Source organism: Actinomycetospora chibensis (genome assembly GCF_028737215.1).
In the GTDB taxonomy this organism is placed as follows: domain Bacteria; phylum Actinomycetota; class Actinomycetes; order Mycobacteriales; family Pseudonocardiaceae; genus Actinomycetospora; species Actinomycetospora chibensis.
In genome coordinates this window covers 341,361-353,660 of record NZ_JAQZAM010000002.1, presented here as the reverse complement: position 1 = coordinate 353,660, position 12,300 = coordinate 341,361, and the positions used below count along the sequence as shown (strand labels likewise).

Below are 12,300 nucleotides of genomic sequence, written 5' to 3'. Positions count from 1 at the left end.
ATCCCGGGCGGGCGTCCTCGCACGTCCGCCCACGTCGCTGGCGGGTCACGTGGCCATCACGGCGACGGTGGTGAACGTCCCGCCGCCGTCACGGCTCTCGTGGACGCCCCCTGCGGTCGCGGCGAGAACGCGCCCTTGTCCGACGGCGGTCAGCGCCTGCGCCCGACCTCCCGGAACGGTGGCGCGCGGGAGCCAGGTGGCACCTCCGTCAGGGCTCGTGAGCAGGCGGGCGTCGGGCGTCAGGCCGAACAACTCGCCGTCCGGCGCCCACGACAGGAACGCCATCTGGGGGGTGGGATCCACGGCCGGAGCAGTCGCGTCCGGGGCAGATGCGGCGGGGCCGTCGAAGGCCACGACACCGGCGACGACCGCCAGCACCAGGTGATCAGGCCGGCGCGGGTCGGCAGCCACATCAAGTGCCGGTGGTGCCGGCCAGGCCTCCCACCGCGCACCACCGTCCCGACTGAACCGCAGACTGCCCTCGGCATCGACTCCGTAGATGCCTCCCGGCCCCTGGTCCAGAGCATGGAAGTCGACCTCGCCACCGAGGGCGATGTTCTGCCAGGACAGGCCGCCGTCGGTGCTCCGGACGAGCCCGAGGGGGTCGGGGGTCGCCTCGAGAGGCGAGGGGTGTCCGCTCGAGATGAACTGGCCGGCTCCGGCGACGAGGAAGCCCATCAGGTCGCGGTTCGCGGCCGCTGATGTACCGACCTTCTCGAGGCCGGTGGGGCCGGAACGGAACAGTCCGCCGTGCGTCGCGACGTAGAGACCGCCGTCGAGGGGATCGATCCCGAGGCCATGGACGTGACCGGGCACGGACGGCGACGATTCATGACGTCCGATGGCGGTGTCGTCGCGGGTGCACGCAGCGCCGAGGACTGTCGCCAGGGCGACGACGAGGGTCGACACGATCGCTCGACGGCGCCGGTAGCGCCGAAACGTTCTGGTCAATTCGCCTCCTCTCGAGGCAGGGGACGCCGCCGCGCGAGCATGCGGTCGGCCGATGGAGCCGGGTCCGGGGACGGGCGCCCACGCGCCGAGCCGTGGGGGGAGACGGACGGCCGCGGCCGCCCGTCCCCGGTCGGTCAGACCCTGCTGAGCAGGGCCTGCATCTCGGAGATCTCCTGCTGCTGATCGGCGACGATGGCGCCGGCGAGCTGCTTGGCCTGCGGGTTCAATCCCTGGGCCTGCTCGGTCTGGGCCATCTGGATGGCACCGTTGTGGTGCTCGACCATCATCTGCAGGAACATCCGGTCGAACGCTGGACCGGACTGCGCGGCCAGCTGCTGCATCTGGGCCTCATCCATCATCCCCGGCATGGGCATGCCGCCCATCGGCATCCCGGGCATGCCCGGCATACCAGGCATCGCCGTGCTGCCGGGCTGCGACTGCGGTGCCCCCCACGCGGCGAGCATCTGGTTCATCTGCTCGATCTCGGGGCCCTGAGCCTGCTCGATGCGGGCGGCCAGATCCTTGACCTCTTGCGAGGCTGCGCGCTCCGAAGCCTGCGAGGACATGGCGATGGCCTGAGTGTGGTGGGGGATCATGCCCTGGGCGAACATCATGTCCGCCTCGTTGTGCTCGGACGAGATCGGCGCGACGGCGGACTGGGACGAGACCGGCGGCGACGCGGTGGGACCGCCCGCCGGGGCGGTCGACGACCCGGAACAACCCGCGGTCAGGACCGCGGCGGTGGCGGCGGCGATGACGCCGCCGACGAAACGTGCACGCACGAGGAATCTCCTTCGGCTGAGCACCGGCCGATGCGCAGTGGCTGGTGCTGAGGACAGGGCTCGGCGCCGCTGCACGGTGGCGTCTCGCAGACGCGCGTGCAGGCGGTGGGCCGGCCTACAGCCGAAGGAGTTGGAGCTCCGCGAGTCTCGACGAGGTCGGTGGAGCGCGCGGTTCATCGAGAACCGTGCGACCACGCTCGGCGGTCACGCGCCGCGGTAGCCGCCACCACGACGCGAGGAGGACGAGCACGAGGAGCAGAACCACAGCCCCGAGGAGCGCCACGAGGCACATGTGGAGCAGCGATCCCGAGTGGTCGTGACCGCTCCCGTCGGGGTGCTGGTGCAGGACAGCGGCACTGCTCTGCACGACCACGCCGACCTGGGTGCCGGGGGGCCTTACCTGCTCGCTGCCGACCGCCGCCTCCGGGCCCGGGGCAAGGTCGTGCTCATGGTGTGCGATCGATGGCGCTCCGCCGGGCTTGGCCATCGAGTGAGCGGCTGGCCCGGCCTGCGGTGGGCCCGGGCTCGCATGCTGATGGGCCCCCACGACGTGGTGCATGAGGACGAGCCCCAGTGCTACGACCACGAGAGCGAGGCGGCCGGACCAGCTGGTCAACACTTGCCTCGACACCGCGCTCGCGCGGTGCCGCGAGCTGCCGTGCCAGCGGATCACGCCGCCGACGATACCGAAGGCGACTCGCATGCCGAGGGCGCTCCTGCACCTGGTCGGCGTCGCGGGTGACGAGACCCGTAACCCTGGGCTGCGAGCAGCTCGGCTGGCCACCACCATCGAGTGCTAGCGTCCCCGCCGTGTCCGGTTCGGTGGCGACTCAGCGTGACCGCTCACGCCTGCGCTCAGCTCTACTGGTCGCGTCGTCCGTGCTGGTGCTCATCGTCGCGGTCGGTTTCGACCTGCTCGCCGACGAACCCCCGACCCATGCCCTCGCAGTGGGGCTGGTCGCGTTGGTCGTCGGCATCGGGCGCCTGTGGTTGCCGGGGCGGTTCCAGGGGACCTTCGCGGCTGCCAACCTCGCCGTCGTCGGGCAACCTGCAGTGCATGCGCTGGGCAAGGTGACCCAGGCCGGTACCGAGTGGCTGTCGCACTCGCACGGATGGCCCCAGAGCGTCTCGATCGTCGCGCTCCACGTCGTCGTCGCGCTCCTCGTCGTTGCCGTCGCCGCGAGCGAACCCGCATGTCGCTACGTCGTCTCCACCGTTGTGCTCGTGCTCGCCCGGGTCCTGCACCTCCCTGCGGCGCCGATCTCGACGTGCGTCATCACGACCGAACGCGACGCCGGACCCCCACGCGAGCATCAACTGCTCTTCTCCCGACAGGTTCACCGACGCGGGCCTCCGATGCTTCCCGTGCTCGCTTCCTGATCGACGGCTGACCCCACTACCTCCGAGGCTCCTGCCTCGCGAGGAGGGCGGACGCGCCTCGGGGATGTCCCGCGCGCCACGCAACTCCGTATTGATCATCGACGCGAGCTTCGCAGGAAACCGTCGGCGCCGGGTGCACACACCACCCGCCACCCCTGTGAGGACCTCACTCATGCCTGGCACTTTGGCTGCGAACCTTCCCCGTCCACGGCCAGCCACGACCTTGTCCGACATCCCGAGCCTGGCTTCCCGTCGAGTCCTGGTGACCGGAGCCCGCGGCTTTATCGGCGGGCATCTCCTCGCGCGGCTCCTGGACGTCGACGCAGACGTGCACGTTGTCGCCCGTCCGGGCCGCGCTCCGTCCGGCACCTCGCGATACGGCCTTCCCGGGCGTCGGCGCGCGACGTGGCACGAGACAGACCTCGCCGACGCCGACGCCACCGACCGCCTCGTTCGGGAGAGCAACCCGGAGGTCGTTCTCCACCTGGCCAGCACCGTCGCCGGCCACCGCAGTGCCGACGTCCTGGGCACCATGCTCGAGAACAACACGCGGGCCGCGGTGAACGTGATGACCGCGGCGCACCGCCTGGGCAACAGGAGGGTCGTCCTCGCCGGCTCGGTGGAGGAACCGCGCGCGGGCGAAGCGCCGTGCTCGCCCTACGCCGCGGCGAAGGTCGCGGCGACTGCCTGTGCGCAGCTGTTCCACCAGCAGTGGGGGCTTCCGGTGACCGTCCTGCGCCCCGCCATGGTCTACGGGCCGAGCCAGCCCGACGAGACCAAGCTGCTTCCGTACGTCGTCGGAAGCCTGCTCGAGGGTCGTGCACCGCGCTTGAGCAGCGGGACGCGACCCATCGACTGGGTCTACATCGACGACGTCTGTGACGCGTTCCTGCTCGCCGCCGTCCACCCCTCGGCGCCGGGACTCGTGGCCGACATCGGATCGGGCACCTCGACCACCATCGCGGACATGGTGCGGATGGTGGCCACGCTCACCGGCTACGAGGGTGCCTTCGGGTTCGGCGACCTCGCGGACCGGGCGAACGACGTCGCCCACATCGCCGACCCGCTACCGGCTCTCGACGCTCTGGGCTGGCGCTCCACCACGTCTCTCCCGCAAGGCTTGACCCAGACAGTGCACTGGCACCTCACCCGCCAAGAGGCTGATCACGGGTGGGCCGGTGTGCCGGGAAGGTCTCAGGACGGGGTCCGAAGCAAGTTCCGACTCCATGTGCAGGGCCGCACGTGACCGCCTCCGATCGAGACAGACCGGACTTGGTGAGGCTGACGTGACGTCTGGTCGTGACGACCGCACACCGACGGTGCCGATTCGCCGCCCGAGTACGACGCGTGTGGCGCGGATTACCGCCGGGACGGCTGGTCTCCGTGAGGAGAAGAGTCGGACTCGGCCACATGGTCGGTCTGGCCATCGAGTGGCCCGTCGGCAGCACGGTGCACTGCGCGGACTGCTTGCCGCGCTCGTGGGGGCCACCCTCGCTGCGTGGTCGGTCCTGAGCGCGCAGTTCGTGAGCGAGACTCCTCGGCCGGAACGGCCGACAGCGATGCCGGCGGCGCCGTCGTCGATCGTCCTCGATGCTCGGTCGTTCGCTCCGGGCGGATGCATTGCCTTTCCGTCCGGCCCTGCATCGCGCGGCACGGTCCTGGTGGACGCAGGGCACGGGGGGCCGGACCCCGGTTCCCTCGGTACCACGCTCGACGGTCGAACCGTGGCCGAGAAGGAACTGACCCTGCCGGTCGCCCTCGCCGTGGCCTCCCGCCTACGAACAGCCGGCTTCACCGCGGTGCTGTCGCGTTCGACGGATGAGCTCGGCAGCACGACCGAGCCCGACGACCTGCAGAACGGCTCATTGACGACTGCCGCGAGCCAGAAGGACCTCGTGGGTCGCGTGCGGTGTGCCAACATCGCGCGCACCGACGCGCTCGTGTCTGTCCACTTCAACTCCTTCGACGATCCCTCGGGGAGGGGCTCGGAGACCCTGTACGACGTTGACCGGCCGCTCGCTCCCCGCAGCCGGGCGCTCGCCCAATCGCTGCAGACCAACATCCGCGCTGGCCTAGCCGCACTCGGCGAGCCGTCGCCCGACCGTGGGGTCATCGACGACTCCTCGGGCGGCGAAACCGGCGGCGGCGATCTCGTCCTCCTCGGGCCGGGCGCCCCCGGCTCGAAGGACGAACCCAGCGCCATGCCGGGAGTGCTCGTCGAGCCCCTGTTCCTGACCAACCCGGGCGACCTGACGGCGGTGGCAACCCCGCGCGGCGTCGACGTCCTTGCGGGTGCGATCAGCTCCGGCGTCGAGGACTACCTCGACGAGGAACGCCGATGACGCGCGAGGAGGCACGAAGGAGCTGGAGAGCGTCGGTGCTGCTCATGGGAGCCGTGGTGGTCGGTCTCGTGACGGGATGCGGAGACACCGTCGCCCCAGCTGCCGTGCCCCCCAGCGCAACGCCGACCGCGCCTTCCTCTGGAGCGGGCGACGACGATGCTCCGCCAATCGCGACACCGCCGAACGGCACGGTCGTCTCGATCCTCTTCGAGCGGGGCCGACTCGCTCGGAAGTCGGATCAGGTCGAAGTCGGAAGGGGCAGCACGGTGTTGCTCGCGGTGTCGACCGATGTCGCGGACGACATTCACCTGCATGGCTACGAACGTGTTGCCCCGACCGATCCGGGAGGTCGAGCTGTCCTCGAGTTCACGGCGGATCGGTCAGGCGTCTACACCGCGGAGCTCGAGCGCAGCGGTGTGAGGCTGCTCGAGGTCACCGTTTCTTAGCGACGGTCCCACCTCGCAGTGGCCCCACCGCTCGCGCCGGAGGAGGGCACGACCTGCGAGGCGGGCACCGGCGGCGCCCCCTCGGGCGACGCCCCGCAGACCTCCGCCGAGCTCGACATGGTGCCGCGCCAGACCGCGGCCTCAGCCTTCATCGCCGGACTCGGCCCCGTCGTTTCCGGGCTCCGGCGCGTTGGCGGCGTCACCGGACTCGGGGAATGCGGGTTCACCGGCCGCGGGGTTGCCTGCCGTGTCGCCGTCAGCGCCTTCGACGGCTCCGGGCTCCTCGGCCGGGGTCTCCTCGGACGTGTCGGATTCCGCGCTCGTCACGGTGGCAGTGTCCTGCGACGCCGGGAACGCGAGGGCGACGCCGGCGCCGGTGGCCACCACGACGACGAGGACCGTGACGGCGAGCGCGGACTGGAGCCGGGATCCGACGCGGGGACGGACGGCCGTGGTCGGCGCTGTCGTTCGGGACGGGGCGGCGACGACGGCGTCGACGAGCTTCGCCACGCCCGTCTCCAGCGGTCCACGCCCCACGCGCCGCTGCCAGAGCGCCCCGACGGCCAGAGCTGCGACGACCTGGACGAGGAAGAGGACCCACGGGTCGCTCTCCGGGGCCAGCCCGGATACCACGACGTGGAGGACATAGAACGTCAGGGTCATCGACCCGGCCGCCGCGAGGGGGCTCCGGGCAGCGCTCAGGACCCGGGCGGGCGTGCCGGAGGCGGAGCGCGCGATCAGGCGGTCGAGCAGCAGCATGAAGCCCAGGACCGCCAGTGAGGTCCCGATGGTGCGGGCGAGGTCGAACGGGGTGGAGGAGTGCGGCAGGGTGACCGCGAGCCACGACCAGCTAGTGGTCGGCGTGACGCCGTTGGGCCCCTCGGCCGACAGGGCGGCGAGCTCCTCGGGTGAGAGGCCGGAGGAGGCGAGGAGCTGCTCGAGCCCGCCTGCAGCCTGCAGGATCAGGCTGGAGGCGACACTCGCGACCAGGGCGAGCAGGACCCCGCCCCCGGCGAGTGTGGCGGCGACGCGGGTGCTGTCGAGGCGGAGACGGCCGACGGCGAGGCCGATGCAGAGGTAGGCGAGCCAGGGCCAGACCGGGTAGGCGCCGGTGAACATCAGGGTGGTCAGCAGCCCGGCGGGGTCGGTGACCAGCATGGTGAAGGACGGGTCGAGCAGCTCGGTGGGCGGCAGCTGCGCCCGCAGCAGGAACCCGGTGACGGGGGCGAGGACCGTGAGCACCGCGCCGAGGACGACCAGGACGCGGGTCGAGAGGAACACCAGCGGAACGGCGAGCACGAACAGCACGCCGTAGTAGGTCAGGATCACGTCGATGCTGCCGAGCGCAACCTGGCCGAGGGCGAGTCCGAGCGACCCGATCGCGAGGCCCCGCACCACCAGGCGCAGGGCGTAGCGGCGGGCGGGCTCGGTGCCCAGCTCGAGGCGGCGCCGTCCGGTCAGCATCGCGACCGAGAGTCCGGCCAGGACCCCGAACAGCGCCGCGGCGGGACCGTTGACCAGCCGCCCGACCATCGTGGGCAGGCCGCCCTCGGCGAGGGGAAGCGTGTGTGCGGCGATCATCCCGAGCAGCGCGATGCCGCGAGCCGCGTCGACACCGCGGACCCGCGAGGCCGAGGACGTGACGACTGCGGCGGCCGCGGCGAGCGGTCGTGTCAGGACGAGCTTCACCGTCGGTGGGTCGATCGACGACGAGGCGGGCCGCATCGCCGGGAAGCGATTGGTGACCGCGCCGGCCGAGGTCGGAGTCCGCGGATGCGGCGGGACCGTCGTGATCATTGCGGGCTCCTTGCGCCTTCAAGCGGTGACAAGAGAAGCGTCCGCCGTTCGAGGTCGGCGCAGAATTACCGCGTCGGCACAGAGCTCGACCATCGAGGTCAGGGTCTTGTCACCTCGAGGCAACCGTCTGGCTGACCCGAAGCGCGGTCACCTCACCGACGTCAGGCCATGGACCGCGCGGGGTTGCCGCCCCAGCGTTCGCCGGCGGCGACGTCCTCGCCCTTCATCAGGAAGGTGTCGGGAGCCAGGACGGCGGCGTCGCCGACCGTGGTGCCGTAGTGCACGAAGGAGTTGACGCCGAGGGTGACCCGGGCCCCGATCACCACGACGTCGGACTTGAAGGCGCCGTCCTCCTGCGAGTGGCACTGGATGACCGAGTTCTCGCCGAGGGTGCACTCGTCGCCGATTGTGGTGAAGCCGCGCTCGATGATCGAGGCACCGTCGTCGAATACGCGCTTCCCGATCTGCACGCCCAGGAGACGCCAGATCCAGGACTTGAACGGCGTGCCGTTGAAGAGGCGCATCCAGCTCGGGGACGGGACCTTCCAGTAGCGCTCGTGGCGCCAGAATCCCCGGTCGTAGATCGAGCAGCCGTCGGGAGCGAAGGTCTTGAGTCGCGCCGCGGCTCGTTCGACCGCGACGAACCAGACGATGGTGATCGCGATGATCAGCGCTTCGGCGATCACCACCTCGAAGGCGCCGAGGCGCACGGGCAGGGACGCGACCGCGGCCACGGCGACGAGTACGAAGAAGCTGAACAGCCAGCGCACGAGCAGGTGCAGGGCCACTGTCATGGTGTTGTGGCGGTTCTTGTGGACCATCGCCCGGGCGAGGACCTCTGGGTCGCCGGCCTCGAGCGCGCTGTCGCGCGCCACGGTGCGGGGGATCTCGAAGCTGGGTGATCCGAGCAGTCCGACGCCTGTCCGGACGGGACCGTCGACCGGGACGGCGACCTTGGTGGCCAGGAGGCAGTCGTCGCCGGTGCGCCCCTGGGGTGGATAGGCGATGTTGTTGCCCAGGAAGTTGCGGGCTCCGATGGTGGTGGCGGACACCCGGAACGAGGTGGGTGAGTACTCGGCGTTCATCACCGACAGTCCGTCGGCGACCACGGTGTCGCGCCCGACGACGGTCAGGAACGGGTTCTCGTGCTTGACCGTCATCCCGAAGTTGGAGCCGGTCTGGGTCCACGGGCGCAAGCGGTAGCCGATGGCCATGAGGTAGTAGGGGATCGCGGAGCTGTCGCCGAACAGTTCGACGAACGCCTTGACGTTGGTCAGGGCGGCGACGGTGCGCTGCTGCCAGTACCGCAGTCCGTAGAGCGGATAGAGGCGGTCGGGTCGCAGCCCGAGGGCGAGCAGGCGCGGCAGTGTCATCACCATCACCAACCCGATCACCAGGGCGCCGAGATAGAGGACGCTGCTCAGGACGAGGGTCTGCACCCAATAGCCGCCGGAGGCGACGGCCCCGACCGGGGGCTCGAAGAGTGCCTCGACCTGCGGGGCGGCCGCATGCACGAGGGCGGCAAGGGTGATCGTGGCCGGAAGTGCGACGAACAGCGCGACGGCGAGGGTCACGACGGGGTAGGCGAGACGGCGCAGGCGGCCACAGGGGACAGGCGGAACGATCGGGACGGTGATCGCGGCGCGCCGCCCCGGCGAGCCGTGCCACGTCTCACCCGCGGGGACGGACTGCCCGGGGTGCAGCGAGGAGCTGTGGCTCAGCACCGAGCCGTCGGCCATCGAGGTCTGGACGTCGAGCACCGTCGATTCGCCGATGACGACGTTCGCCCCCAGGGTCACGCCACCGATCTCGATGTTGCCGTCGTGCGCGCGGTAACAGGAGACCGACGCGTCCTTGCGGATGAGAGTGCCGCCCCCTACCGAGAACAGGTCGGTGGCGACGGGGACCTGGCGGGTCAGCAGGACGACCCCCGGACCGATCTTCGCGCCGAGCGCACGGAGGTAGAGGCTGTAGGCGGGCGTGCCGGTGAACATCACCATCGGGTTCGTTCTGATCAGGACCTTGATGACCCAGAAGCGCAGGTACGCCGGGCTCCAGACCGGGATCGAGGTCGGTCGCCATCGGCCGACCAGCACCCACTTGAGGACCACGGGGAGCGCGACGAGCCCGAGGAGCCCCAGTGCTGCGATGCCGACGGCGCGCAGGTAGAGGTCGAGGAGTCCGGTCGCCGTGGTGGCCCAGCCGTAGGCCCAGGTCAGGAAGATCGCGACGACGTAGGTGTAGGTGAGGAAGAGCAGGAGTTGCGCCGCGCCGCAGAGGACCATCGCCAGGGCGCCGGCGCGCGGTCCGGTGGACGCGGGTGAGGGAGGCGCCACGGCGACGGTCGACCGCGGTTCGGCGGGTCCTCCCGCCGGAGCGAGGGAGGCCGCCAAGCTCGCCAGGGTCGTGTGGGCGTAGATGTCGGGCATGGCGACGGTCGGCAGGCCGGGGTCCTTGCGCACCTTGGCGCAGAAGCGCGCCATCAGCAGCGAGTCGGCGCCGAGATCGTCGAAGAAGTGGGCGGCGGGAGCCACGGTCTCCAGGCTGAGGACCTCACCCAGGATCGTCCCGAGCCGGGCTTGGATGTCCGCTGCTCCCGCGCCCTGATCCGACGACGGGGCCAACGCCTTAGCCAACGCCGCGAGCGTCGGGTTCTGGTAGATGTCCTGCATCGCCACCGACGGCAGCTGTGGATGCTTGCGGACCTTGGCGCAGAAGCGGGCCATGAGCAGCGAGTCGGCGCCGAGGTCGTCGAAGAAGTTCGCGCCCGGCGGGACGGTGTCGCGGCCCAGGATCTCGCTCAAGATCGCGGTGAGCGCAGCTTCGACAGCGGGCGCGTCCGAAGACCCCGTGGACGGGGCCCCCGGTGAGACCGGAGCCGGCGCCGACGGCGCAAACCCCAGCGCCGGCGAGGGAGGTCCACCTCGAGGCGGCGGGCTCGCGCGCTCGATCCGGTGCGGTGGCTGGTGGGGTGGGGTGCGCCCGGGCTGGCGACGGGGCGTCCCCGGTGGGGCGCCCGGCGCAGGTGGCGCACCGGGTGGCTGGCGCATGACGACCGTGCGGCTGGACCTGCGCCGGGGCGCGGACTTCGGCGGTGGCTGGGCGTTGCCCGGGTGGTCGCGGACGCCGCGGCCTGCGCTGCCGTGGAGTCGGGCGATCCGTTCGACCTCGCCATCCGTGGTGATCCGCCCGAGGTCGCCGGTGCGGAACACCCGACCCACCGGCGTCGCGTCGAGGAAGGCCTGACGGGTCAGGTCCGCGCGCCCGACGTAGCCGCGAGCGACGCCGACACCGGTGATCCCGATCTCGCCGACCTCGCCCGGCGGCGGTACGCGAGTCGGATCGTGGGCGTCGAGGACCACGACCCCGTACGTGGGGAGCGGACGCCCCAACGTCGGCGCGCGGTCCGCGTGCAGCTCGCTCCAGAGGGCGGCGACGGTGGTCTCGGGCGGCCCGTGCAGACCGATGAGCCGCCGCCGCGGGCGTCGCCACGCCTCCAGGAACTCTCGAGGTCGTTCCACACCACTGACGAGAAGGAGCCGTAGACGGGGGAGCTCGACGTCGAGACCGACCACCTGCGCGGGGTCCGCGCGGAGCACCGTGACCCCCCGGTCCCGCAGGAATCGGCCCAGTGCGGGTCCACGCAGCTCCGCGCCGACCGGAGGGGTGACGACCGTGGCGCCACGGGACCACGCCAGCCACGTCTCGAGCACCGCGAGGTCGGAGCTCAGGCGCGGGTCATGGAAGACACGGTCGTTCTCGCCGATGTCGACGAGATCACCGACGACCTCGACGAGGTTGGTGACCGCCTGATGGCCGATGGCAGGCACCCGCAGACCACCGCCGGCCCCGTCGGCGTGGACGAGGATGTAGGCGGGTGACTCGTACGGCGAGGTCCGCCAGGCGTCGGGCAGCCGGCGAACGTCCTCGGCGTCGACCCGAGCGGCGACCCGGTCGAGATAGACCGCGTCGACGTCGGAGGCGTCGAGGCGCGCCGCCGCGGCCGCGTTGGTGATGACGAGACTGGCGCCCGAGGCGTCGAGTACCGCCGCGAGACTCTGGTTCGACAGGGTTGGCGCGACGGGCACCCTGGCTGCGTCGAGCTTTGCGACGGCGACCTGGGCGACGAGTGCGTCGAGCGGCCGCTCGAGAAGGATCGCGATCCGGTCCCCGGGCCCCACCTTGCGCCCGTGCAGGAAGCGGGCCAGCCGGTTCGCGGACATGTCGAGGTCGTCGTAGGTGAGCGACCCCTCCGCCGCCTCGACGGCGCGGCACCCTGCTCGACCGAGTCGCCGGAACTGGTCGCAGCGCCGCTCCAGCATCCGCGCGAGCCGGTCTTCCGGCGACGTCCGCGGTCGCAGCGCGCCGTGATCGTCTCCGCTGACCGGGTTCTGGGCACGGCTGCGCGGCCGGGCGATCGCGGTGGTGCTGCGACCGAGACGGAAGGTGCGTGTGGCCCCGTCGCCGGAGTGGCCGGACCTGGTCATCTCAGGTCGCCCGATCGAGTCGCGGAGGATCTCCGACGGCACGGTCGCGAGGCGTGGCTGTGGTCACGGTGTCTCCATGAAGGGCAGGACGAGAACGGGCAGAGCAGAACGGTGG

General features: G+C 71.3%; 9 protein-coding genes. 4 read left to right on the top strand and 5 right to left on the bottom strand.

Annotated elements, in window-relative coordinates; all coding sequences use genetic code 11:
- Positions 1 to 45: 45 nt before the first annotated feature.
- The 3 genes from PH189_RS04130 to PH189_RS30420 all read right to left on the bottom strand — a co-directional run bounded on the left by PH189_RS04130 (position 46) and on the right by PH189_RS30420 (position 2,436).
- Positions 46 to 951: a F510_1955 family glycosylhydrolase gene (locus tag PH189_RS04130; protein ID WP_274187481.1), complete on the bottom strand. Its 906-nt coding sequence runs from the start codon at positions 949 to 951 to the stop codon at positions 46 to 48.
- A 134-nt stretch (positions 952 to 1,085) separates the two neighbouring features.
- The gene (locus tag PH189_RS04125) at positions 1,086 to 1,733 is read right to left on the bottom strand and encodes a DUF305 domain-containing protein (RefSeq protein ID WP_274187480.1); all 648 of its coding nucleotides are present in this window, start codon (positions 1,731 to 1,733) and stop codon (positions 1,086 to 1,088) included.
- Positions 1,734 to 1,848: 115 nt separating this feature from the next.
- Positions 1,849 to 2,436, bottom strand: a complete 588-nt coding sequence (locus PH189_RS30420) for a DUF6153 family protein (RefSeq protein WP_420791485.1) — start codon at positions 2,434 to 2,436, stop codon at positions 1,849 to 1,851.
- Between the two features lie 107 nt (positions 2,437 to 2,543).
- Between PH189_RS30420 and PH189_RS04120 the strand changes: the two genes are divergently transcribed.
- From PH189_RS04120 to PH189_RS04105, 4 genes are all read left to right on the top strand, one after another.
- Complete coding sequence (locus tag PH189_RS04120) at positions 2,544 to 3,113, top strand: hypothetical protein (protein WP_274187479.1); 570 nt, start codon at positions 2,544 to 2,546, stop codon at positions 3,111 to 3,113.
- A gap of 91 nt (positions 3,114 to 3,204) precedes the next feature.
- Positions 3,205 to 4,359 carry an NAD-dependent epimerase/dehydratase family protein gene (locus PH189_RS04115; protein WP_274187478.1) on the top strand — a complete coding sequence of 385 codons (1,155 nt, stop codon included), beginning with the start codon at positions 3,205 to 3,207 and terminating at the stop codon, positions 4,357 to 4,359.
- Positions 4,340 to 5,455, top strand: coding sequence for an N-acetylmuramoyl-L-alanine amidase family protein (locus PH189_RS04110; protein WP_337994122.1), 1,116 nt, complete (start codon positions 4,340 to 4,342; stop codon positions 5,453 to 5,455). Before PH189_RS04115 ends, PH189_RS04110 begins: the two co-directional genes overlap by 20 nt.
- Positions 5,452 to 5,901, top strand: coding sequence for a hypothetical protein (locus PH189_RS04105; RefSeq protein ID WP_274187477.1), 450 nt, complete (start codon positions 5,452 to 5,454; stop codon positions 5,899 to 5,901). Before PH189_RS04110 ends, PH189_RS04105 begins: the two co-directional genes overlap by 4 nt.
- A gap of 141 nt (positions 5,902 to 6,042) precedes the next feature.
- Here PH189_RS04105 and PH189_RS04100 read toward each other — a convergent pair whose 3' ends face one another.
- Together PH189_RS04100 and PH189_RS04095 are read right to left on the bottom strand one after the other, a co-directional pair.
- Positions 6,043 to 7,698 carry a DUF418 domain-containing protein gene (locus PH189_RS04100; RefSeq protein ID WP_274187476.1) on the bottom strand — a complete coding sequence of 552 codons (1,656 nt, stop codon included), beginning with the start codon at positions 7,696 to 7,698 and terminating at the stop codon, positions 6,043 to 6,045.
- A 161-nt stretch (positions 7,699 to 7,859) separates the two neighbouring features.
- Positions 7,860 to 12,185, bottom strand: coding sequence for a Pls/PosA family non-ribosomal peptide synthetase (locus tag PH189_RS04095; RefSeq protein WP_274187475.1), 4,326 nt, complete (start codon positions 12,183 to 12,185; stop codon positions 7,860 to 7,862).
- Between the last annotated feature and the right edge of the window lie 115 nt (positions 12,186 to 12,300).